The 23947-nt window shown below is 64.5% G+C and carries 15 protein-coding genes and 6 pseudogenes; 14 read left to right on the forward strand and 7 right to left on the reverse strand.

Going from position 1 to position 23947, the window contains the following annotated elements; translation table 11 throughout:
• The first annotated feature begins 2 nt into the window (after positions 1–2).
• From ACQP1G_RS25905 to ACQP1G_RS25950, 10 genes are all read left to right on the forward strand, one after another.
• Complete coding sequence (locus ACQP1G_RS25905) at positions 3–812, forward strand: hypothetical protein (protein WP_433192171.1); 810 nt, start codon at positions 3–5, stop codon at positions 810–812.
• On the forward strand, positions 809–1249 hold the full coding sequence (locus tag ACQP1G_RS25910) for a tyrosine-type recombinase/integrase (RefSeq protein ID WP_433192172.1): 441 nt from the start codon (positions 809–811) through the stop codon (positions 1247–1249). The genes ACQP1G_RS25905 and ACQP1G_RS25910 overlap by 4 nt, the downstream gene beginning before the upstream one ends.
• The gene (locus ACQP1G_RS25915; protein WP_433192173.1) at positions 1246–2328 is read left to right on the forward strand and encodes a hypothetical protein; all 1083 of its coding nucleotides are present in this window, start codon (positions 1246–1248) and stop codon (positions 2326–2328) included. Before ACQP1G_RS25910 ends, ACQP1G_RS25915 begins: the two co-directional genes overlap by 4 nt.
• A 96-nt stretch (positions 2329–2424) precedes the next feature.
• Positions 2425–3867 carry a tyrosine-type recombinase/integrase gene (locus ACQP1G_RS25920; RefSeq protein WP_433208822.1) on the forward strand — a complete coding sequence of 481 codons (1443 nt, stop codon included), beginning with the start codon at positions 2425–2427 and terminating at the stop codon, positions 3865–3867.
• 32 nt (positions 3868–3899) lie between these two features.
• Positions 3900–4466, forward strand: a complete 567-nt coding sequence (locus tag ACQP1G_RS25925) for a hypothetical protein (protein ID WP_433192174.1) — start codon at positions 3900–3902, stop codon at positions 4464–4466.
• Between the two features lie 559 nt (positions 4467–5025).
• A complete protein-coding gene (locus ACQP1G_RS25930) occupies positions 5026–5439 on the forward strand; it encodes a site-specific integrase (protein ID WP_433206472.1) in 414 nt (137 codons plus the stop codon).
• A gap of 8 nt (positions 5440–5447) precedes the next feature.
• Positions 5448–6086 (forward strand): tyrosine-type recombinase/integrase, encoded by a 639-nt coding sequence (locus ACQP1G_RS25935; protein WP_433192175.1) that lies wholly within the window; start codon positions 5448–5450, stop codon positions 6084–6086.
• Between the two features lie 363 nt (positions 6087–6449).
• Positions 6450–8411: a tyrosine-type recombinase/integrase gene (locus ACQP1G_RS25940; protein WP_433192176.1), complete on the forward strand. Its 1962-nt coding sequence runs from the start codon at positions 6450–6452 to the stop codon at positions 8409–8411.
• A gap of 31 nt (positions 8412–8442) precedes the next feature.
• On the forward strand, positions 8443–9213 hold the full coding sequence (locus tag ACQP1G_RS25945) for a tyrosine-type recombinase/integrase (protein WP_433192177.1): 771 nt from the start codon (positions 8443–8445) through the stop codon (positions 9211–9213).
• Entirely contained in the window at positions 9210–11525 is a 2316-nt protein-coding gene (locus ACQP1G_RS25950; protein ID WP_433192178.1) for a tyrosine-type recombinase/integrase, read from the forward strand. Before ACQP1G_RS25945 ends, ACQP1G_RS25950 begins: the two co-directional genes overlap by 4 nt.
• A 47-nt stretch (positions 11526–11572) precedes the next feature.
• On the opposite strand, the pseudogene ACQP1G_RS25955 reads toward ACQP1G_RS25950, so the two are convergent.
• The 3 genes and pseudogenes from ACQP1G_RS25955 to ACQP1G_RS25965 all read right to left on the reverse strand — a co-directional run.
• Positions 11573–13027, reverse strand: a pseudogene (locus ACQP1G_RS25955) (ISL3 family transposase); the annotation flags it as partial.
• Positions 13028–13167: 140 nt separating this feature from the next.
• Positions 13168–13410 carry a hypothetical protein gene (locus ACQP1G_RS25960; RefSeq protein WP_433192179.1) on the reverse strand — a complete coding sequence of 81 codons (243 nt, stop codon included), beginning with the start codon at positions 13408–13410 and terminating at the stop codon, positions 13168–13170.
• Positions 13411–13662: 252 nt separating this feature from the next.
• A protein-coding gene (locus tag ACQP1G_RS25965; protein WP_433192180.1) for an IS5 family transposase occupies positions 13663–14435 on the reverse strand; the annotation gives its coding sequence in 2 pieces (ribosomal slippage) (positions 13663–14105 and positions 14105–14435; 774 coding nt in all).
• 344 nt (positions 14436–14779) lie between these two features.
• Here ACQP1G_RS25965 and ACQP1G_RS25970 point away from each other — a divergent pair.
• On the forward strand, positions 14780–15706 hold the full coding sequence (locus tag ACQP1G_RS25970) for a hypothetical protein (protein WP_433192181.1): 927 nt from the start codon (positions 14780–14782) through the stop codon (positions 15704–15706).
• A gap of 473 nt (positions 15707–16179) precedes the next feature.
• Positions 16180–16290 (forward strand): annotated as a pseudogene (locus ACQP1G_RS25975) (IS630 family transposase); the annotation flags it as partial.
• 381 nt (positions 16291–16671) lie between these two features.
• On the opposite strand, the pseudogene ACQP1G_RS25980 reads toward ACQP1G_RS25975, so the two are convergent.
• Positions 16672–17178: pseudogene (locus ACQP1G_RS25980) on the reverse strand (transposase); the annotation flags it as partial.
• 53 nt (positions 17179–17231) lie between these two features.
• On the opposite strand from ACQP1G_RS25980, the pseudogene ACQP1G_RS25985 reads away from it, so the two are divergent.
• Positions 17232–18191 (forward strand): annotated as a pseudogene (locus ACQP1G_RS25985) (ISAzo13 family transposase); the annotation flags it as partial.
• A 26-nt stretch (positions 18192–18217) separates the two neighbouring features.
• Here ACQP1G_RS25985 and ACQP1G_RS25990 read toward each other — a convergent pair.
• A complete protein-coding gene (locus ACQP1G_RS25990; protein ID WP_433192182.1) occupies positions 18218–19567 on the reverse strand; it encodes an IS4 family transposase in 1350 nt (449 codons plus the stop codon).
• Between the two features lie 77 nt (positions 19568–19644).
• Here ACQP1G_RS25990 and ACQP1G_RS25995 point away from each other — a divergent pair.
• Positions 19645–19899 (forward strand): annotated as a pseudogene (locus tag ACQP1G_RS25995) (ISAzo13-like element transposase-related protein); the annotation flags it as partial.
• Positions 19900–20778: 879 nt separating this feature from the next.
• Here the strand turns inward: ACQP1G_RS25995 and ACQP1G_RS26000 are convergent.
• Both ACQP1G_RS26000 and ACQP1G_RS26005 read right to left on the reverse strand, forming a co-directional pair.
• Positions 20779–21614, reverse strand: a pseudogene (locus tag ACQP1G_RS26000) (IS256 family transposase); the annotation flags it as partial.
• A gap of 698 nt (positions 21615–22312) precedes the next feature.
• Positions 22313–23353: a polyprenyl synthetase family protein gene (locus ACQP1G_RS26005; RefSeq protein ID WP_433192183.1), complete on the reverse strand. Its 1041-nt coding sequence runs from the start codon at positions 23351–23353 to the stop codon at positions 22313–22315.
• Positions 23354–23947: the final 594 nt, after the last annotated feature.

Below are 23947 nucleotides of genomic sequence, written 5' to 3' on the forward strand. Positions count from 1 at the left end.
TGATGCCTACGTTCGCCACACCCACGTCCACACCGCCGACGGCGGATCTGGACCGGTTCACGGTCCGGAAGGTCCGCCACCGCGACGGCCAGCTGTCGCATTGGATCTTCACTCCGTCCGGCGAGGTGCACCGCCCGTCGCTGGCGGTGCTGACCAGGTATGGGACCTCGACACAGGAGACTTACGCCTACAGCCTGGTCGATCACCTGAATTGGCTGCATGTGAATAACCGCGCTTCGGACACGGTCACCTTCGATGACCTGCGCCGTTACATGAACGGTGTCACCGGCCAGGTCGACGGCGTCTACGGCCTGGCCTGGCGCCGCCCGGACCAGAAGCCGCTGGGCCCGTCGGCGGCGGGCAACGTCGCGACGGTGGTGAAGGCCTACTACCTGGCGTTGCGAGTGACCGGTGAGGTCCGGCCGGATCTGATCGAGGCGTTGACCTCTGGGCGCAGTTTCACCCGTCGTGGCCGGCGGCCGGTCGAGTCGAATCCGCTTGCCCCGCGCAAGAGTTCGCGGCGGCCACGGTTCCTACCGGACGAGATCGTGGAGGCACTGTTCGAGCCCGGGATGCTCACATCTGCCCGGGACGTCATGATCGTGACCTGGTTGCACGATGGTGGGCTACGCGTCGGCGGGCTCTGCGGGCTGCGGTTCTGTGACCTGCACCTGACCCGCAACCACCCGTGCGGGCAGCGCGCCGACCCGCACGTCCACGTCGTCGGCCGCGACGACAACCCCAACCGCGCTCGCGCCAAGTCTACGTCTCGGCGACCGCTGCCCGCGACGGCTACACCGTCGATGGGGTGATTCGTGCGGTCTCGGCCGACATGATCAGCACGTTCTACGCCTACCTGCTCGACGAGTTCGGCCCGATCCAGCACCTGGTCGACCACGAGCAGATCCTGATCCACCTCACTGGAAACAGTGCCGGCACAGCACTACATACCGGTGGTGTCCGAAAGATGTTGCGCCGGTGCTGTTCTCGCGCTGGCCTGAATATTCGCGTGATTCCGCATTCCTTCCGGCACAAGGCCGCGGCCGCGCTCTATGCCGAGTCCGATTTCAACGCCGAACTGGTGGCCCAGGAATTCGGCTGGTCCAGCCCGTCCATGGTTACCGACGTCTACGGAAAGTCGGCCAACCGGCACGCGATGAAGTTCCTGCAACAGGCGTGGGACGCCACCGCTCGCCCACCGACCGAGAGCTATCTTGCACCGCGACAGACCCCCGGAGCCGACTCGTGACCGCCCCGGACATCACCTTGACCTCCGTTCCGGCCACGGCGGCCGAGTATCTGGATCTGGATCCCCTGCGGCGCTACGAGATCGTCAGCCAGCAGTTCCCGGACTGGTTGCGAGCGGAGCCGATCGAGTTTCCGCCGCACCACCCCACCTACGGCTGGCACTGCCGTGTCGAAGACTGTGAGGCCGGGATGCACGCGACCGCGCCGTCAGCCCAGCTCTGCGTCGACCATGCGCGCCGATACTCCCAGGTCAAGGACACCGTCCCCTACGAGGAATTCGTTGCCGCCGCTGAGCCGAACCGGTCGAAAACCTTCGGTTGGGCGCTGGTGCGCGGCCCTGGCTGCGCAGTGGGTGACTGCGAACGGGAGCAGATAGCTCGGGGCTATTGCCGATCCCACTTCAATTCTTTGCGCAAGGCTCAGGCAAGGGGGACGAGCGAAAGCGATTGGCACCCAAGGCAAAAGCCGCTGCCACAGGTGGGGGAATGCGCGATCGATCGCTGTGTCCACGACAAGGTCACGAACATGGTCCTTGGCGGAGTCGAGCAGGCACTTTGCAACAACCATGCCCAGCACCTGAGGAACTGCCTGAAACGCCCGGAAGCGTCGCGGCCCGATGCGGATTGGGAGGCGTTCTTCGGCGATCCGACCGTCGTCGCCTCCACGTTGCCGCCCAGCGCCCGGGGTCTGCTGTCACTGGCCGCGCTGCCGACCGGCTTGCAACGCGAGATCCGATACGCTCTGCATCGACATGCTCAGATCGCCTGGCGCGCCCAGTGGCGGCCGTCAGTCCTGCGGACGATCGTCGAGATGCTGGCGGCTTCCGGGGTTCGCTCGCTCAGCGATCCGGAGGTCGCCGAGATGGCAGCTGCGAACATACGGAATCCGCGGTATGTGTTGCTGGCCTTGGTCTCTGCGGCTCGAAGCCTCATGTTCACCGCCGACTCGGCCAGAGCCGCCGGGTGGTTCGACCCGATCCTGATCGGTGCGGCACCTTTTCGCGACGCGGGAGGGGTCTGCCGGCGAAGGCCTTGGGACCTCACCCCGGTGAAACAACGCTGGCTTCGCGATGTCCTCTAGGATCATCTGCGCGACGAAGCGCTCAAACCCGCTGGCAAGGGCCCTACAGCCCAGACCATCTACTACCGGCTCGGCGGCATCGGGCTCTTGTCGGCCGTGCTCGAACAGAACCGTGCCGACCGCGGTGAGGACCCACGGGCCTTGGGCAAGGCCGACGCGGAGACGGTCAAGCAGACCTGGGATCTGTGGTTCCAGGAGAAGATTCCGCTGCCGGTGGTCACGCCCTATGACCAGCCGCGGGTGCTCAGCGCATCGACACGGCAGGTTCTCATGTCCGCGGTCCGGATCGTCCTGCGTGAGGCCCGCGCTCAAGGCCGGACCGTTGCCGAACTGGATCCGTTCATCCTCAGCCTGCCGGAATACCCTGTCCCGCAGAAGAATCCGCGGCCACGGCCGTTGAGCTACGGTGACTTCCAGCTGCTGGTCGCGCCGGAGAGCTTGCAGGCTCTCGACGCTCTCGACATCGAGAACGCCGGTCTGTCCGACATCTGGCTCACCCACGCATTCCAAGGAGGCCGGATCGTCGAGACGCTCGGGCTCCGGCTCGGCTGCCTCGGGATCGTCGGCGCCGCTCAACCCTATATCTGGCGCGATGTCGCCAAGGCCGGTGTCGTCGACTACGGGATGCCTTGCTACCTACCGGTTTACGAACGCCTGCTCCGGCGGCAGAAAATCACTCGAGCCAGGCTGCGCACCCGTTACCGTGACGAATTGGCCGCCCTCGACGAGCGCGGACGGACTCGGCTGGAAGCCACCTGGGAACGCGAGATGCCGCTGTTTCCCCGCACGAACGCCAACTACGACCTGACACTGTTCGCCTCGGCGGCCTGGTTCCGTGATCTGTTCAACGAATGGCTGCAGGGACTGGGGCTCAGCTCGGTCACCTCGCACCAGACCCGCGCGACGCTGGCCACCTCACTGCTGAACAACGGTGCCCCACCGGCGCTGGTCCGGCAGCTGCTCGGGCACTTCTCCGAGAAAGCGCTGGCCCACTACGCCAGCTACAGCGACGACACCATGTCCCGTCACCTACAACGGATCTGGGCCGCCGGGCCAGGGATGGACAAGCCCGGCACTATCCTGCTGCGCCCCACCGAGCTGAAAGCCGACAATCCCGCCGCCGCGGCGGCCCGGATCGACCTGAGCGTGGTGCCTGTCGAGCACGGTCTCTGCCGCTACGGTCCGGTCGTCGGCGGCGCGTCCTGCCCCTACGGCAAGAACTGCAGCGACGGCCCGAAAGGTCCCTGCGAGCACTTCGTACTCACCGGCGCGGACCTGGCCTACTGGGAACGCAAACGCGACGCCGCGGCCCACTTCGCCGAAGGAGCGCCCACCGACGAGGCCCGCGACTACATCCTCACCCAATGGGAGCCCTGGGAACCGGTGCTCACCAGTCTGCGTCAAGCACTCGAAGAACTCGGCCTGCTCGAAGCTGCCGAACAGCTGGACCTGCGCAGCCCGGTCCACGACTACTTCGACCCGCTGTTCTCCACCGGATTCCATCTCCGGCAAACCGATTCATCCAGTGAAACTGCCTGACCACAGCAGCCCGACCGGAAAGACCGAACCCTTTGGCACTCAGCGCCCGTCGCCGGCCCGTCGAAGCGATCGACCAACGATCCCGCACCAGCACCGACTGCGAGAAACGAGTCCGCAAGGCCCTGGCCAAACTCGCCAAGACCGGCGCACCGTTCACCATCGACAACATCTGCGACCTGGCCGGCGTCGGCCGGACCTTCATCTACGACAAACGCCGCCCGGAACTGACCCGGGCTGTCCTGGCCGCCCGGGATGCTTCTCAGGCCGCCAGCGCCGCACGCGCCGAGCAAGCCCTCGACGCGGACACCGCGTCCTGGCGCGAACGCGCCCTCAACGCCGAAGCGCTCGCCGCCTCGCTCCGCGCCGCGATCAAGGACCGCGACACCCGCATCAGCGACCTGACCGGGCAACTCTACGACCCCGAAGGAAACCACCTCATCGACGAAAACGACAAGCTCAGAACACTTCTCGTGACATTGAACGAAAATCTCGCCAAGGCCACCGCCGAGAACCGCACCCTGCGCCGGTCCCTCGACGGCGCACGCGCCAACGTCAAGCGCGAACGCGAACGCAACGTCACCCAAATGTTCTGCCAGTAACGACGCCCAGACCGCGCGTCGCGGACACGTTCGCCACGGTCTGAACAGCATAAACAGAGCCGAAACCCGAAAATCGGGCGCTAAGCGACAACTTGACCGATTTAAAAGTTACGTGGAATCTGAGCCTGGGGATGATCGTGTGTCCCCGGGATGACCACGGACTTTGGAGGCAGATTGAGTGGCGCGGTGGCGCTGACGGAGAAGTGGCCGGTGCTCGGACGACACGAGCAGGCGGCGGCGTGGCTAGGGATCTGGATCGATCTCGGTCGGGCGCCGCGCACGATCGACGCCTATGGGCGCGGGCTGGCCGAGTATCTGCTGTTGTGCGAGCGGGAGCAGGTCGATCCGGTGACCGCGAGCCGCGCCCACGTCGCGGTGTTCGTGCGGGAGTTGACCTCTCGTCCGCACCGTCGCGGCACGAACGTGGTGTCGATCGATTCCGGTGCAGGGCTGGCGAATGCGACGATCCAGCAGCGGCTATCAGTTACGTGGAATCTGACTGCGGCGGAGACTGTTTCGTCGCGGTACGACCACGGACTGAGGAGATTTGTTGGGCACGATGGTGCTGATGGAGAAGTGGCCGGTGCTCGGCCGCCACGAGCGGGCCGCTGTCTGGTTGCGGGTGTGGACCGATCTCGGTCGTGCGCCTCGGACGATTGATGCCTATGCGCGTGGGCTGGCCGAATATCTTGAGATGTGCGAGCGGGTGGAGGTCGACCCGGTAGCAGAGGCGGATCGATCCCACATCGCACGCTATGTCCGGGAATTGGCGGAGCGGCCGAGCCGGCGGGGCGTGAATGTGGTGTCGATCGACTCGGGTGTCGGTTTGGCGAATGCGACTCTGCAGCAGCGGATGGTTCCCGTGAGACTGTTTTACGATTTCTTGGTCGAGGAGGGGTGCGGGAGTCCAATCCCGTTGGGCGGGGCCGTTATACGTCACGTAGCCGTGGTGGTGGCCATCAGCGTGGCCTGATCCCGCAGTTGACGAAGCTGCCGTGGATTCCGACCGAGTCGCGGTGGCTGGAGTTGCTGGCCGTGGCTGCCGAGGAATCGGTCCGCAACCGGGTGATGCTGGCTCTGGCCTACGACACGGCGCTGCGGCGGGAGGAGCTGTGCTCGCTGCGCACCGACGATCTCGATCCGGCCCGGCGGATGCTGCGGATCCGTGCGGAGACGACGAAGAACCGGCTGGAGCGGATGGTGCCCTATTCCGCGCCGACCGGGGTCCTGCTGTCGGGTTACCTGACTCACCGGGCGACGATCAGCCGGGCGCGGGGACCGTTGTTCTTGTCCGAGTCGCGCCGCAACCGGGCAGCGCCGCTGAGTCTGTGGACCTGGTCGAAGGTCGTACGACGGCTGGCGTTGGCGGCCGAGCTGCCGCGGTTCTCCACGCACACCACGCGGCACCTGTGCTTGACCGACCTGGCACGCATGGGCTGGGAATTGCACGCGATCGCCACATTCGCCGGTCATCGCTCGACCGACTCCACGCTCGCCTACATCCACCTGTCCGGTCGCGATCTGGCCGAAAAGCTCAGCCGGGGAATGGAACAGATCCACGGGTGGCGAGTCCGGACGCTGGCCCAGCTGGCTGACGAGTCGGGGGAAGTCGCACCGTGACAGCATCATCTTCAGCGGTCGCCAGGGTGACGACCGCGGGTCCACGCTGGCGCTGGCCGTTCCGCCCCGACCGATTCGACCGCTCGGCGGCACTGTCGGTCGCCGAACAAGCCGCGTTCGAGACTCTCGATTGGGAGGAGATGCGCAGCTGGCCTGAGCGATGGCAGGATCGCGAGAACCTTCAATGGCAGGCACTTCACCGCCTGGTGCTGCCGCTTGTCAACGCGATGGAATGCCTTGCGGTAGTGGATGATTTGGTTCCATCACCGTTGCGCCAGAGATGCGGTCGCTGTGATACTGCAGGGCTGCGCCACCCACAGGGCGAGCTTCTGGGCCTGGGACTCGACAGCGTGGGCAGGAGTATTGGGGACCAGCGGAAACGCTTTCCTGGCAACGCATCCGCAGTTCGGACGCACCTCGGCGAGATCCTACGCAATCGCTCTGGCCTACTTGTTCGGGTTCACCGATCTGGACCTTTTGGGCAATGTCGGTCGGGCGGCGGTCGCGCGGAAAGTGTTCGGCGAGGCCATCGTCGACCAGGCGGTGGAGCAGGTCACCTCGGTGCTGCATGGCTGGGGACAGCGCTCACCGCAAGTGAACGCACGGACCGCGAGCCTGGTTTGCCATGCGCTGTTGCTCAACCGCAGCCCGCTGCTGGCTGACCTGTCCGAAGACGTGCTGAACGGGTTGCGGGTGAACATGTCGATTCCGTACTCGTTGCGCCAGACCACCCACAGCCTCCATCGGGCACTGGCAGCACTCGGATATGTCGGCCCACCGCGACCGCCCGCGCGGTTGATGCTGGCACCGGCGGAGGGGGTGGACCCGATCTGGGCCGACTGGGTGCAGCGATGGCACGACACCTCTCCACTCCCCGTCTCGGGCAGAAAGGGACGCCGCGGTCAGATGTTGCGGATGGGGCGATGGCTGGCCGCCGAACATCCCGATATTCGCGAGCCTGGCCAGTGGACCCGTGAACTGTGTGCTGCCTGGGTCGCCGCCGTCGACCGTCTCCGCATCGGCGACTACACCCAAAATGACGAGTCCTTGCGGGACCGCATCGGTGAGCCACTGATGCCACGCACAAAGAGCGGACTGCTCGCCGGTGCCCGCCAGCTCTTCCGGGACTGCCACGAATGGGGCTGGATTCCCCGCCGATTCGACCCGGCCCGCGCACTGGCCACCCCGCGCAGCATCCAAGCTCTAATCGGCCCGGACCCACGGGTGATAGCCGACGATGTCTGGGCCAAGCTGTTGTGGGCCGGACTCAACCTTGAGCACAGCGACGTCTACACCGACGCCGTCGGCCGCAAATACCCCATCGAAATGCTCAAAGCGTTGGTGCTGACCTGGCTATTCGCCGGACTGCGCAGCGACGAGATCGTCCGGCTGCGGGTCGGATGCATCCGCTGGCAACGCGAGGACGTCGCGCTCCCCGGCGACACCGACGGTGAGACGCTCGACAAGGACGCGGTCTGCCTGCTGGACATCCCGGTCCACAAGACCGGCACCGCGTTCACCAAACCGGTCGACCCGATCGTGGGCCACGCCATCGCCGCCTGGGAGGCCGTCCGACCGACACAACCCGCCGTCTTGGACCGCAAGACCGGCGAACGAGTGCACCTGCTGTTGTCCTACCGCGCGCTGGGAATCGCCAAACAGTACTTGAACATTCGCATCATCCCGGCGCTCTGCGCCAAGGCGGGAGTGCCGAGCACCGATGTCCGCGGCAAGATCACCAGCCATCGGGCACGGTCCACCATCGCCAGCCAGCTCTACAACGCCAAGGAACCGATGACCCTGTTCGAGCTGCAGGCATGGCTCGGGCACCGAAGTCCTTCGGCGACACAGCATTACGCCAAGATCGCGCCGACCACCCTGGCGAAGGCATACAACGACGCCGGGTACTTCGCCCGCAACGTCCGCACCATCGAAGTGCTCGTCGATCGCGACGCGGTTACTTCCGGTGCGGCGGCATCTGGACAGCCGTGGCAGTACTACGACCTCGGGCATGGCTACTGCACCTACAGCTTCTTCGAGCAGTGCCCGCACCGAATGGCTTGTGCTCGTTGCGATTTCTACGCACCGAAGGATTCCAGCAAAGCACAGTTGCTGGAGGCCAAGGAGAATCTTCAGCGCATGCTGGCCAACGTTCCACTCACCGAGGACGAACAGGCAGCGGTCGACGACGGCCAAGCTGCCCTCGATCGTTTACTGGAACGCCTGATCAACGTCCCCACTCCCGATGGCGCAACACCCCGCCAGATCGCCGCACCGGCCACCACCGGCCTGCTACCGATCATCGCGGTCAACCAGCGCAAATAAGGCACGGACTTGACATTTTAGATTCCACATAATGGTGCCGGTTCGCCTGTATTACGACCACCTCATGGAGGAGGGGCTGCGAGAGTCGAATCCTGTTGGGCGAGGCCGCTATACGCCCGGACGACTTCGGGCCGGCGGGCATCAGCGCGGCCTTGTTCAGCGGGTGACGAAGCTGCCGTGGATCCCGACCGAGCAGCAGTGGCGCGACGTTCTCACGGTGGCAGCGGGCGAGTCGATCCGTAATCGGGTGATGCTGGCGTTGGCCTACGACGCGGCGTTGCGGCGGGAGGAGTTGTGCTCGCTGCGCACCGACGATCTGGATCCGGCGCATCGGACGGTGCGGGTGCGGGCGGAGACCACGAAGAACCGGCTCGAACGGGTAGTGCCGTATTCGGCGCCGACGGGAGTGTTGTTGTCGCTTTATCTGCGGCATCGAGCGACGATCAGCCGGGCTCGTGGCCCGCTGTTCCTGTCCGAGTCGCGGCGAAACCGGGCCGAGTCGTTGACCTTGTGGACGTGGTCGAAGGTGATCCGGCGGATCGCGCTGGCCGCGGAGGTTCCCCGGTTCTCCACGCATACGACCCGGCATTTGTGCTTGACCGACCTGGCCAGGATGGGCTGGGAACTCCACGCCATCGCTACTTTTGCTGGTCACCGGCACACCGACTCCACGCTTCGATATATCCACCTGTCTGGTCGGGACCTGGCCGACAAGCTCAACCGGAGCATGGAACACATCCACGCCTGGCGCGTCGCGATGCTCGCCGGCACCGACATTGCGGCGGCCGGAGATGGCCGGTGACTCTGTCCACGCTGAAATCCACTGCTGTTCAGGATGATCGGTGGGCATCGCCGTTGGTCGGTCATCACTTCGACACCTCGATCGAGGTCCCACCGCAGGAGGCACGGGCGGTCACCGAGCTCGGCATCCGGAACTTGCGGCGGCTGCAATATCACGATCCGACCGCACCCGGCTGGCGGACGATCGGGCGGTTGCTGCGGCCGATCGAGACGGTCAACGCCGGCTTGGATTCGCCGCCGACTCCTCATCGCCGGCGCGCGATGCTCGACACAGCTGCGGTTCTGCTGGTGCGTTGCGCCGAGACCCGGCAATCGTTCTGGGGCTGGACCACCGACGAGTGGGTTCACCTCGTGGGCCGCACCCAGACCGAATTCCGCCGCCACGCACCCGAGTGGGCCGGTGACGAGGTGCGTCCCTATTTGGCGGCGCACGCCTATCTACTGGGTTCGTTCACCGAGTTCCACCGCCTGGGCAGCTTCCAGCGACTGACATTGTCCTGGAGGATCTTCGGCAAGGAGCGCGTGAACAGTGAAATCGCTCGACTGCGAAAGGTGTTGTTGCAGTGGGGATATCAACTCGGTCGTGACGATGATTCGCTGCTGCCGATGGTGACCTGCCAGCTGTTGCTGTTCAATCGCAGCCCGCACCTGGAAGACCTGAACACCGACCTGTTCGACCAGTTCCGCAGCAACCGGCTGCTCGAAGGCGCTCGGCTGAACACCTTGTATGCCCTGCAACGGGCGGTGGCGGCACTGGGCTTCTGCGACCCACCACATCACCGCATCGGCGGGCAGTCACCGAAAGCAACAGGCGGAGCACCCGTTTGGGAGCAATGGGTCGATCGCTGGCATGCCACCTCGACCTTGACCCCGCCCACTCGCGGCCAGACCCGGTCCAACCTGCTGAAGGTCGGCCGCTGGCTCGCAGCTGAGCACCCCGACGTCGCCGATCCCGCGGACTGGACCCGCCAGACTTGCGCGGCCTGGATTGCTGCACTGGACCGGATGAAGGTCGGCGACTACGTGCAGCGCACTGCCGGGCTCGGTGACCGAATCGGCAAGCCGCTCGAAGCGCCCAGCAAGGAGGCCCAGCTCGCGGCGATTCGACGGTTCTTCAGCGACTGCCAGGAATGGGAATGGTTGCCGCGTCGCTTCGATCCGCTGCGGGCGCTGGGAACTCCGCGCAGCATCGCCGCCCTGCTGGGTCCGAACCCGCGAGTCATCGCCGACGACATCTGGGCGAAACTGTTATGGGCCGGGTTGAACCTGCACGGCGACGACCTGCCGGTGACCTCGTCCGGACAGTTCTATCCGCTGGAGCTGGTCCGCGCTGTCACGATCACCTGGCTGTTCGCCGGACTCCGCAGCAACGAAATCGTCCGACTGCGCACCGGTTGCATCCGATGGCAACACGACAGCACAACGATCCCCGCCGACTCCGACAAGGTCCTGGCGCGGGACGCGGTCTGCCTACTCGACATTCCCACCAACAAGACCGGCACCGCGTTCACCAAGCCGGTCGACCCGATCCTGGGCCAGGCCATCGAGGCATGGCAGGCCATCCGCCCGACCCAGCCGCGGTTGCTCGACCGGCGCACCGGCGAGCAGGTCGACATGCTGTTCGCCAACCGCGCCCGGCGGGTCTCCACCGTCTACATCAACCAAACCGTCATCCCCATGCTCTGCCGCAAAGCGGGTGTCCCGGACACCGACGTCCGCGGCGCCATCACCAGCCACCGAGCCCGATCGACCATCGCGAGCCAGCTCTACAACGCCAAAGAGCCCATGACACTGTTCGAGCTGCAGGCCTGGCTCGGGCACCGCTCGCCGCAATCGACCCAGTTCTACGCCAAAATCGCTCCCAACACCCTGGCCAAGGCCTACGACGACGCCGGCTACTTCGCCCGCAACGTCCGCACCATCGAAGTCCTCGTCGACCGCGACGCCATCACCAGCGGCGCCGCGGCCACCGGCGAGCCCTGGCAGCACTACGACCTCGGCCACGGATACTGCACCTACACATTCTTCGAACAATGCGCCCACCGGATGGCCTGCGCCCGCTGCGACTTCTACACACCCAAAGAATCCAGCAAAAGCCAACTGCTGCAAGCGAAAACGAACCTTCAACGGATGCTCGTCAGCATCCCACTCACCGACGACGAGCAAGCCGCGGTCGAGGACGGCCAAGCCGCGCTCGACCGGTTGCTGCAGCGGCTCGCCGACGTCCCAACGCCCGCCGGCCCGTCACCGCGCCAAAGCAAGACACCGCTGACGGTCACCCAGCTACCGATCGTCGCCGTCACCCACGGCTGACCAGCACTCGCTTGACATTTCAGATTCCACAGAATAATGCGCGTCACGGTGCCTTCGACAGCACCAGAACTCTGCGGCAGGGTCAACCCGTTGCGGACGGCGTCGTAGTCCTTGACCAGCCCTGAAGCGAAACTCCGCAGTGGCGCGAGGTCGCTCGCTCTCGCATCGGCGATCCAGGCGTCGAGGAGGTGTCCGCGGCGGTGGCGCAGCATGTCGCCGAAGCCGGTGACATGTCGATCGAGCTCGCGGAGGGTGTCGCAGCGGTCGAGAATGAGCTGCAGGTTGGTGATTTCGTCGGCGGTGAGCTTGTGCCGGGGCCGCATCAGCCACCCGGTGAACTGGCGCGGTGTGATCGGCGGCGGCGCGGTCAGTACAGGCGCCGGACCCATCGCCTCGCGCCAACTATGCACCAGCCGCCGCACTGACCGCTCGCTACCTCGGTAGCCGCGTGCGCGGACCTCCCGGAACAGCACCCGTGCGTTGTTGCAGCCTTCTTCCCACCGTGCCGCCAGGTAAGGGATGTGTTCATCGAGTGCGCTGCCGCGGTGGCCGACTGCGGTGAGCAGCTGGTCGGGGGTGGCGGCCAGAGCGGAGCGGCGAACGGTCTTGCCGTCCAGCCTGAGCGCCTTGCTGATCGCGTTCGGGCCGACTCCCTTCGTGATCAGCGCATGAATCTCAGCGTGTCGTTTTCGGGTCATCTCCGCACGCCGACCGGAGGCTTGCCCATCGGCTCGAACCGGTGGTGTCGGTTGCACGACCGCCGTATGCTCGTCGTGCTCGCGCAAGCATTTACGGTGCGTGCGAACGACTTTGTCGACCGCACCGGTCAGGTTATGGAGCAAATGCCACCTGTCCGCGATCTGGAGCGCTTTCGGGGCACCACGCCGTGCGCCGTCGGCATACGGGCCGCCGCGGTCACGGCACACGACGCGGATGCCCGGGTGGTCGGCCAGCCAGGCTGCGAAGGTGTCGGAGGTGCGGTCGGGCAGCAGGTCGACTGTGCGATGGGTGAGCATGTCGATCACCACGCTGCCGTAGTTGTGGCCGCGGCGAATGGCGAAGTCGTCGACCCCGATCTCTACCAGCGGGCCGATAGCGGGCAGCGGGACCGCCCGAACGAGCCGCAGCAATGTCGACCGCGAAACCTCCACCGCCAGTTGCTGAGTCAGTCTCGCACCGGGCCGGCCACCGAGGGCCAGCCCGATTCGTGTCAGAAGCTCGGTCACCAGCGGGCTACGCCGCTGATATCGGGCGACCAGCTCGCTGACCTGTTCGGAGAAGATCCTCCGCTCGCATCGGGAATCCAGGCACCGGAACCGGCGCACCTTCAGCCGGATCACTACTTCCCGACCAGCGACCGCCAGATCCACGATCTTGCGCTGGTAGCGGCTGTGCACTGCGGACGAGCAACACCCGCATCGCGTGCAGGCGGCCGAAATACTACAGGTCGAGGCGTCGAACTGGATCCGACTGCTCGTCGCCGAGACATCATCGAGGCGAATCCCCGCGAGATGCGAAACAGCAGGCTTACAAGGGTTTTCGCGACATCATCCAACACCACGAACCGCGTCTGTACGCGATTGCCCTGCGCCCCAGTGTGATCGACACGGCCCGATCATCAAATTTGTTCCAGAGCCACCCGCTACTGGCCATTGACAGGCGGTGAACTGGGCTTTCGGGTGGATGTTGCGAAACCCCCGCCGGATGCGGGCCGGGGTGAGCCGGTGGGGTCGGTGACGGGTTTCTCCCAGGGGTCGCGCAGGTCGGTGGTGAGTCCGCGTGACAGGCGGAGTTGGGTGTAGGCGGCGAGGATGAGCCAGGTCCAGCGGTCGGCTTGGTCCGCGGTGCGGAACTGCGGGCGGGTCCATTCCAGGGTTTGTTTCAAGAATCTGAAGGTGTGTTCCAGTCTCAAGCTGAGATCCGATCCAGCTCCTGGCAAGGAACTCGCTCCAACCCAGGATCAACGGCCGCTCGGCCGACCCCAGTCCGGCTGAAGCAGCCTGCCCGCGGGGCACCCTAGTCGTCGATGCGCCACCCGACACCCGAGAACACCGCCACAGATCGCCGCGAGTCACACTGGTCGCCGATCACTGGGGGCGGCTTAGAGCCCCTATCGGGTTCGGTTGCTGAGTCGTCGCTAGCAGATCAGTGCTGCGGCGAGGTCGAGGAATCCGTGGTGGATGTCGGTGCGTCGTTCCCATCGGATGGCCAGCCGCCGGTACTGGTGCAGCAGGGCGAAGGTCTGCTCGACGATCCAGCGGCCGGCGGTGACCTTGTCGCGGGTTCCGCGGCGGGCGATGTAGCCGGTGATATGTCGTTGCCGCAGTGCGGAATACACGCTGGGGTAGTCATTTCCTTTGTCCGCGATCAGGTTGGTGATTCGGCGACGGGGTTGTCCCGCGCGCCCGCGCAGGGGTCGGACAGGGTCGAGCAGCGTGGGCAACAGCAGGAGGTCGTTGACGTTGGCCGCTGACAATGCGACTGCGAGCGGGAATCCGTTCCCGCAGGTCAGGATGTGGTGCTTGGAACCGGTCTTGGCGCGGTCGACCGGGCTCGGACCTGTTGCGGCGCCCCTTTTTTCGCGCGCACGTGCGAGCCGTCGACGATGACCCGGTCGAAGTCGATCATCCGGGCGGCATAGGCACGGGCGAGCACGGCTTGATGGATCTGCTCGAACGCTCCGGCGGCTTGCCAGTCCCGTAACCTGCGCCAACAGGTCATCCCGGATCCGAATCCCAGTTCCTGGGGCAGGTCTTCCCATCCGATCCCGGTGATCAGCACGAACAAGATCCCCTGCAGTACCCGTCGACTGTCCATCTGCGCCGGTCCTGGTGTTCCGGCCGGTTTCACCGGCAGTAGCGGTTCGATTACCGCCCAGAACTCGTCGTCCACGATCCATGGTGCTGCCACATCGAAACATCCTGCACTGCAACGGAACCCGACGCCAACTGACCGAACCTGTTAGGAGCTCTTAGCTTAGCCGTCGTGGTATCGAGTCGTTCCACTTCGGATGTGGAACGACTCTTCGGGAGGGTCTGTGCCGCTGTGCCAGTATTCCTACCTGGACTGTGCGCGATCGACGGAGTTGCCATCGACGATTGCTGTGACGTCCGGCGAACCGCGGCGAATACTCTACCTTCGGGCAATGCAGGGCGGGCCGGGGGAACGTTACTGTCGTCCACACCGGTTGGTGCTTACGGTTTTCGTTGTCAGTCGATGTCGCCTGCCTGATTCGTCGGTTGTCAGGGAGAGGATTGCTCGAAGATCTCCGGGGTGTGCTGCGGGGGCTTGCTGAACGCGTGACGAGGGCGTTCGAGGAGTTCGCCGGACCCGAGGCAGGTCGCAGCCGAGAGTTCGGGCAGGTGATCGGTGAGACCGTAGCGGACTTGGAGAACGCTGATGAGATCGCCGCACACAGACTTGCCACAGCCGACGAGGCGCACACCGCTATCAGATCCACCGCCCAGCTACCCGGACAGACTGCCGGAATAGTTCGGAAAATCCCCGATCTATCATCCATGCCGCCTGTACGGGATCTACTTGAGGTCGACAGCCCGAACAACGACCGGCTTCGCGAGCAACTGGCAGGATTCGAGCAACAGTACGGTCCCTACCGGCTGAAAATCTACGACGCCTTCTACGCGTCGACTACCGGCTCGGTTCAGGAGGGATCACCGGTCGACGGTTTCGGGTACTTCGCAGAGATCATCGGCAAGGACGATAAAGGTGTAGGCGAACTCTCACGAATGATCTACAAAGACGAGGGCCGGATCGTCGTCAATAATTGGAATATGTTGTTGGATCCGCAAGCCCGCGGTCAAGGGTTCTCGACCGCATTCGGCACAGCGATGGAGAACTATTATCGCCGCTCCGGCATAGACCGAATGCTGGTTACAGCCGCTGGCGAGGACGGGGGCTATGCTTGGGCGCGCGCAGGTTACGACTTCAATCCCAAATACCTATCGGACTCGGTTTCCAAGATTAAGGAGAGAATCCAGCTCATCCGTGACCAGCTCTCTCCTGCTGATCAACAGCAATTGGAACGCATCATGGCCCGGTTCGAGGGACCCGTCACCGGCTACCCATCGCCCGCCGAGCTCGCCGACCTGACGGGTGGCGATCCGCAGCTGGGTAAGACGTTGATGAGAGGAACGACATGGTATGGAATGAGGGTTCTGTGAACCTAACACTCGCGGAGGAAGCATTTCTCCGTGCCCGGAGCAAGGCAATGGCGGACCAGTTCATCGAATTCGCGAGCTCCCGCGGATTGGACCTGGACACCGATACCTGGCCCGACAGTGCGCGCCGAGAATTCGACATCCGAAACCGCGCCTTGATCGACGAATGGAAACGAAAGGCCGGGAACTCAAACGTCACAGACTTCGATGACGGCTGTGACGAGTAGCCCCTGAGATTCGCGGCAAGGACCGCCCTTCTGAGCCCTTTGAACGGCCCCGCACAGATCCTCAGCGTGCGGGCTGGCAAACTGATGGGAATTTACCAGCTTGCAGATCGTGTCAGAAACAGCGGAGTGTGCCCGTGCGGGCTGGCCGTCGGTCGTCCGGTAACGATCTTGGGCGAGACAGTCTCCGCTTCTCTGGACGTTCGAAGGCGTGTTCAGTGCTGACGTGCGGATTCAGTACCCACTGAACAGCCCACCGGCTCGAGCTGGATGAACCAGGTCGAACGCTGGTTCGGCCTGCTCACCGACAAACTCATCCGCCGCGGCGTCCACACCTCGGTCAAAGCCCTCGAAGACGACATCACGGACTAAATCGACACCTGGAACGACAACCCGCTCCGGGGACTATCACCGTGGGTGGTGGCGCATCCGCAACATAGGTTCGCCCGCGCAGGTCGGCGCTGCGCTCACTGAGTTGGCCGCTCGGTTGGCTCAAGTGCTCGATCCCCTGACTCGGTCGGGGTGTTGGTTCGACTGCCAGGTGCACTGCGGCAGTGACTGTGTGGTTGAACAGGTCGCCGGGCCGATCCACGCCCTCGACATCGCGCCCGAGCTGTGTGATCTGGCCCGCCGATCACCGAATGGTGCGCCCGCACCGACGCATCGTCTCACCAGCCTCACGATCTTTGAGAGCCGATGCGTATGAATACGGAGATATTGTCAAGACCTGTGGATAGGCAAGTTTCAGGCGACCTCCGTTCTGGTGGTGTCGGCTGGGTCGGCTGACGAGGTGGGTGTGATGTCGCGGGGGCGTTCGAGGAGTTTGCCCTTGTGGAACAGGGCACCGTTGTGGACGAGCGCAACCAGTTCGGGTGCGTTGACCTTGCGCCAGCGGGTCTGGGCGGCCTCGATCAGCTTGTAGGCCATGGCGATTCCGGCGGCGCGCGAGCCGGGCCCCTTGGTGACTTTCGTCCTCAATCGCACTGTGGCGAAGGTGGATTCGATCGGGTTGGTGGTGCGTAGGTGGATCGAGTGTTCGGCCGGGTATTTGAAGAATTCGAGTAGGACGTCGAGGTCGTTGACGATTTTGGCGACCGCTTTGGGGTATTTCTTGCCGTAGTCGATGTCGAACGCTTTGACGGCCAGCTGTGCCTTGTCGATATCCTCGGCGTTGTAGATGTCCTTCATCGCCGCGATCGCGCCGGGATTCGCTGATTTCGATAGCGCGGCAAGGACATTCGCCGATTTGTGAAGCTGTAACGTAATAACGTGTTGTCTTGCGTTGCAATGCGTTTCGGTGTGCTATGGCGGTGGTGAGCGAGGGTCGCGGTCTGGCCGAGAGGTTGGCGGTGTTGTTGCCGCATCTGAACGAGCGGCAGCGGCGTTTGATGTTGGCCGGCGAAGCTCGGGTGTTGGGGCGTGGCGGGGTGCGGGCGGTGGCGCGGGCGGCCGGAGTCAGCGAAACCACCGTCCGCAGGGGCGTTTTCGAGCTGGAGGCCGGCGAGCAGCCGCTACCCGGCGGACGGGTGCGTGTGCCCGGTGGTGGCCGCAAACGGGTGGAGGAGACCGACCCAGGGGTTCGGGACGCGTTGATGGCGCTGGTCGAGCCGGACGAGCGGGGTGACCCGACCTCACCTCTGCGGTGGACGACGAAGTCGCTGCGCAATCTCGCCGACGAGCTGACACGGCAGGGTCATCCAGTCTCCGCGATGACGGTCGGGCGGCTGTTGAAGGCCGAGGGTTTCAGCCTGCAAGGTGTCGCCAAGACCCTCGAAGGTGCTCAGCACCCGGACCGGGATGCCCAGTTCCGCTATATCAACGAGCAGGTGAAGCAGTATCAGGCGGCGGGCGAGCCGGTGATCAGTGTGGATACCAAAAAGCGTGAGCAGATCGGGCGGCTGCCGATGGCCGGGCGCGAGTGGCGGCCCAAGGGCGAGCCCGTGCAGGTCGAGGACCATCATTTCTTCTTCTCCGGTCCCGATGTCGAGCAGGCCATCCCTTATGGCGTCTATGACCTCGCCCGCAACACCGGTTGGGTGAATGTCGGCGTCGACCATGACACGAGCGTGTTCGCGGTGGAATCAATCCGCCGCTGGTGGACCGCGCGTGGCAGCCTCGACTATCCGAGTGCGGCGAAACTACTGATCACCGCGGATTGCGGCGGCTCGAACGGCTACCGCTACCGGGTGCGGAAAAGCGAGCTGGCGGCGCTAGCCGCCGAGACCGGCCTGGCGATCACCGTCTGTCACTTTCCTCCTGGCACGCAATGCCGTTGCTTGATCTGTCATACCTACTGAGCAGTTACGGGGTGTAACGCAATGACTTTGCCGGCGGTTCTGCGGGTTGTCTTGCGTGCTTGGCCTTTCTGGCGGAAGGAGTACTTCGAGTCCGGCCGCTTGAGTAACCGGTCGGACTCGCGCAGACGCCGTTGTCCGCTGTCGAGTTTGCGTCGTACCTTCGACGCCAGCGTGCTCATGAACAGCCTGATCTTCCTGGCCGTGGTCGCGGTCTGCCCGATCACACTGCGGCGCACGTGCTTGAGCACCTTGAGGAACGAGATACGGTCGGGATCGAGTTTCTCTCCTTCGGCCAGCTCCATGATGATCCGGGTCAGGCAATGATGGACGATCAGATGTGCCCACACCTCCTGGTACACCAGGTCCGGATCGGCCGACCGCAGGACTTGCTGCGGACCGCGTTGGAAGGTCTTGATTTCACGGTACGAAGACTCCGCTTCCCATCTCTCGTGGTAGAGCCACGCCAACTCGGCCGCGGGGTAGGCGTCGGGGTCGAGCAGGTCGGTCAGCAGCCGGATCACCTCGCCTGCGCCGACTCGGTACTCCACCACCCGCAGCACGACATGCCCCGGTGCCGCTCGCTTCTGCCCGGCCAGGTTCATCCGGGCCAGGTAAGTCCCGTCCGGCAGGTACTCGATGGGCCGGGCGGCCACGCACGAGCGCGCCCGGATCAACAGGTGAGCCCCGGCCTCGGTATAGGCCCGCCACAGCGCAACCCCGGGGAATCCCCGATCCATGATCACCAGCATCCCGGCGGCCGAGGCAGCGAGCCTGATCGCCAATTCGGGTTCGCCACAACGGAATCCGCCCACTGCGGCATCGATCTGAGCATGCGTCCCGGTCTCTGTCAGCGTCACTACCCTCGCCTGAGGGAACCCCGCCGGCTGTCCCTTGCCGTCTTTCGAGCCACCGAGCTGGCGTCGATTCGCTTCGGTTTCCGGTGCATCCAGCAAGAACCCGTCCACCGCGGCGATACGCATCCCGCGAAAGAAGGAGCCCTCCAACCGTGTCGGGGCCAGCGGCCCGGCCAGCATGCGAAATACCGTCTCCAGGACCCGCGGCCCCAAGCGCTGACGGGCCCGGGCGAACGAGGACTTGTTCGGAATGTCGTTACCCAGCCCCGCGATACCGCCCACCATGTGCTCGGCCACATCGTCATAGGAGTCCTGCTGGAACAAGGCCAAAGCAAGCACGAAATAGACCATAAACCCGGCCGGCAGCGCACTGGGCCTGGCGTCCCCGACGCCGCACTCGGCCAGCGCCTCTGCGATCAACTCAGGAGTTACCCACCGGGTCACCGCCCCCAACCGCACGTGATCCGACAACCCGGTCCAAGGATGCATGACCGATACAAGATCACACCACCAACATGCCACCACGACCGCGACGAACCACTTGTGGTGTCAAGCAACGGCATTGTCCTGGCACATCGAAGTGGAACAAGATTGAACACCGGATGTTCTCTCACATCACCCACAACTGGCGCAGCCGTCCGCTGACCAGCCACGACGTCGTCCTGCACACGATCGCGTCCACCACCACCCGCACCGGGTTGCGTATCGAGGCCGCACTCGACACCGGCGACTACCCTATCGGGGTCTCGGTCAGCAAACAGCGGTTCGCCGCCCTGCCGCTTCAACGACACGACAGACACGGCACATGGAACTACACCCTCCATTCCGAGGCCAGCGCTGCACCGACGGGTGAGGGTATCCCCGAGGTGGGCTCGACGGCGGCTCACCGGCGTAAGCAGATGCTTCGGCGTCTCGACGATCCGCGGCTGACCGGCCTGGACCACAATCAACTCGCCCGGCTCTGCGAGGTTTTGGCGCCCCTTCAGGCGGCGCGTTCCCAGGAGCGCTACAGCGAGCAGCGCGGTGGCCGGGCGCGCCGCGCCACCGGCAGCCAACGGGTCAAGCCGCTGTTCGACGACCCGGCCCGTGTCCTGCTCACCCTCCTCTACCAGAGGCAGGTGTGCTCGCTGAACGTCCTCGGCGATCTGTTGGAGGTCACCGGCGTCTGCATCGGCGACCTCGTGAAGGAAACCCGCCGGATCCTCGAAGACCACAACCACCTGCCCGGCACCGCCGCCGTTCGCTTCACCACCGCCAGCGACCTGGTCGCCTTCCTCGACCACGACACCGCGCCGCAGCGGACCGCGATCATCGAAAAGCTGTCGACGCCGACCCTGACCGGCATGACCCGCACGCAATTGGATGCCCTCATCCAAGACCTGCAAGCCCGGCAGCTGGCTCAGACTGAGCGGGTTACCCACCAGCGGCGCGGCGCGCCACGCCAGCCGGGCACCCGGCGCGGGGTGTTCCCACAGAAGATCGGAAACGCCGAACGCGTCGTCCTGACCGTCCTCTACCAACGCGGTCTGTGCACGATGGACGTCCTGACCGACGCGCTCGGTGACGTCAGCAGGTCCTCCATCGGCAATGTCATCCGCGAGACCCGTCCACTCCTGGAGCAGGTCGGCTACACACCCACGCCCGCCCCCATCCGGTTCCGCACAGCCCCGGAGCTGCTCGCCGCCGACACCCCGACAGATTAATTCCTTACAGCTTCTGTGGAACCAGCAGCGTTGTTCACGGGTGTGCGGGAATACATCGCGTAGTGCTTTCCAGAACCCGAGCGCACCGTCACCGACTGCGAGTACCGGGCTGTCATGCCGCGGCGACGGGCATCGCGCAGCAGATCCGCCCACGACTCGGTCGATTCTCGATACCCGTCGGTGAGCGCGACCAACTCTTTGCGACCGTCGGTACGGACCCCGATCATCACCAGCAGGCACAGTTTCTCCTGCTCCAGGCGAACTTTGACGTGGATGCCATCCACCCACAGATACACGTAATTGGTGCCCGAGAGGTCCCGGGCGGCGAACGCGCGGTACTCGTCGCTCCACTGGCCGGTCAACCGGGTGAACGACGCTGCTGAGAGCCCGGCGCCGGAACCGAGGAACTGTTCCAGCGCCGGACCGAAGTCCCCGGTGGACAACCCGTGCAAATACAGCAGCGGCAACACCTCGCTGACCTGCGGGGACTTACGTGCCCAGGCGGGCGGGATCGCCGAGGAAAACCGTTGCCGCTCACCGGATTCCGGATCGACACGTTTGTCGTTGACCCGTGGCGCTTTCACCGTGACCGCGCCGGCGGCGGTCAACACCTGGCGTTCGTTGTGGTAACCATTGCGTACCACCAGCTTCCGGCCGTCCTCGTCGAGCTGGTCAGCGAACCGCTCGACATAAGCGGCGACCTCGGTCCGCAACGCGGCCTCGAGCATCCGCCGAGCACCCTCGCGCACGATCTCGTCGATCGGTGAACGCGACTCACCGGCCGCCACACCGCCTTGATTGGACTCGGCGCCAGCGTCGATTATTTTGAGCATGGGACGTACCTTCCCGCCCGGCGTTGGCGCGCCAGGACTGATCAAACCCGTGGATTTTCAGATCGTCCGGGAAGGTACTCCTTCCCGGTCATCCACAGGTTTTGATCATTGCTCGAATACGGATTGGTGGGGTGAGAGTCTCGCGGCCCGCCGAGCGGCTGTGCGGTCTCACGACACGCTACGGGTCGGTGCAAGCACTGTCACATACGCACCCGCATACCACTGTCACCGGCATTCGGGTCGATAGTCGGGAATCCATCTCACTCCTTTGATGCGTCCTCGACGACCCGGTCGTTTGCCGGCTAACGCCGGGGGTATCACCGCATTGTTCGGGGACTGGACTGCGAGCATGAAGTCCATGTCCAAGGCGAAGAGGAACCCGGCTGAACCCGAGGCACAACCTGGAAACCCGAAGCTGTCAGCGTGGCGGTGCGGCTGGTGAACAACGAAGGCCCACTCGGGGTAATCGTCTCAACCGATCGCTCAGTCAACAGCTTGCGCAGTGTAACCGTCTGGACGCGATCAGTCGAACCACCTCAAACCCCACCACAATCCGACGAGCGGCAGTCACCTACCGGAGATTGCCACAGCATCGCCGTCCACACGCCCGCAGCGCTGGATGGGCTGCTGAGCCGAAACCGACTCCCCCGATATTGACCGACGGGGCGGGCGCGCCTATTGCAACCCGCCGCGTGCGATCAGTCGTCGCGGTCAATGATTAGGCGCGCGAGCGATGTCAGTTCCACGGCTGCCGTCGGCTCTGGGCCAGCCGAATGCAGCCGTTCCAGACCGGAGGCGATATGCTGCTCGGCCTGTTCGACGGCCCAGGCACATCCCCCGGCCTCTTGCACCAGGTAAACCAAGTGGTGCAAATCCGCCGGTGACATATGGTCACGTTGGCTATAGCGACGGGCCAATTCGCGTCCTGCCGCATTGTCCGCGCTCAGCGCAGCGACCACGGGCGGCGACTTCTTGCGGGCCTGAAGATCGGAGCCAGCCGATTTGCCGGTACGCAGGGGGTCGCCGAGAATGCCGAGCAGGTCATCGATGAGCTGATACGCAGCTCCCAGGTGCGCGCCGAAAGCGCGCAGGTGGCCTACGCGGTCTGCGTCTGCCCCACCGGCAAGTGCCCCCAGCGCACAGGCCGTCGCTACTAGCGGACTCGTCTTGGCTGTGGCGACCGTTTGGCTCTGCGTCAGTGACACCTCGGTCCAGGTTTCCAGCAGGCTGTCGGCGTATTCGCCGTCGATCAACTCCTGTACTGAGGGAAGCAGCTCAGCAAGCCCAGCGAGACCGAGTGGCGGTCGAGTGTCAGCCAGAACCTCGATGGCGAGGAAAAGCAGCGCGTCGCCGACAAGAATGCCAGCAGGGAGTCCGAGCTGAATCCACAGGGCCGGGCGGCCGCGACGGAGCCGATCGTTGTCAATGATGTCGTCATGAAGTAGCGATGCGTTGTGGACCAGCTCAACTGCCACCGCAGCCGGCACGGCTGCTGATCGGTTGCCGCCTACCGCTTCACATGCGAGCAGAGCTAGCGCGGAACGCACCGCCTTGCCCGTACTGCCTGTCTGCGGGGCTCCAGCGGTATCCCACCAGGCGAAGTGGACACCCGCTGCGTGTCGGACCCGCTGCGGCAGGCCCTCGACGGCCTGCCGCAGCGCGAGAAACGTCTCTTTACCCGCATCGGCGAGAACTTGCTGCGCGCCGCGCGCCGCGCGTGTAGCGGTTAGCTCGAACACTATTGTCCGTACTTCCTCGATCTGATAATGGACCAGAAATCTCTATATCTCTGGTAGCTGGCGCTATGGTCTGCGTTCCGGGGCCGCCGGACTGACTGACTGACTGACTGATAAGTCTGAGCGCTCGATGACGACCGCAGCCATGCACCCCTTCTCCATCAGTGTCATGAGCACCGGCACACCCGGTAACAACCAGATACTTCGGTCGACCAGCACGCGGCGCTGACGTCACCCCCGAGTCCAAGGCACACTCATCGGTTTGGAAAGGCGAGAGCGGCAGGTGCGGCTGAATTACTTTGATCCAGATATCGTGGCGCGCAGCCGTATGTCACAGCTTGGTCAGCCCCTAAGGAGTTCGCGTGCTTATATGGAGAACTGCATAAACGTAGGTTGCCGAAGGACATAAAATTCGCGGGCGCCGGGTGCGTCGTGCCTGACTGCGATAGAAATAAGCCGGAAACACGCGCCACTTTCCTTGCAGTCCGTCAGTCTTGGTTCGCGCACATCATCCATCTGCCGTGTGCGTAGCTCGCCCAAGCCAAACTACGCCGTTGATGAGGCGGCGCAAGGGGACTCTGCGAGGTCTGAGCAGAC

It is taken from the genome of Nocardia sp. CA-107356, assembly GCF_050946365.1.
GTDB lineage: Bacteria > Actinomycetota > Actinomycetes > Mycobacteriales > Mycobacteriaceae > Nocardia.

Bases quoted from the DNA above. Each gene is read 5' to 3' on its own strand.
- ACQP1G_RS25905 (WP_433192171.1), top strand. From the start codon at position 3: ATGCCTACGTTCGCCACACCCACGTCCACACCGCCGACGGCGGATCTG.
- ACQP1G_RS25930 (WP_433206472.1), top strand. From the start codon at position 5,026: ATGGTGCTGATGGAGAAGTGGCCGGTGCTCGGCCGCCACGAGCGGGCC.
- ACQP1G_RS25945 (WP_433192177.1), top strand. From the start codon at position 8,443: ATGGTGCCGGTTCGCCTGTATTACGACCACCTCATGGAGGAGGGGCTG.
- ACQP1G_RS25990 (WP_433192182.1), bottom strand. From the start codon at position 19,567: ATGCATCCTTGGACCGGGTTGTCGGATCACGTGCGGTTGGGGGCGGTG.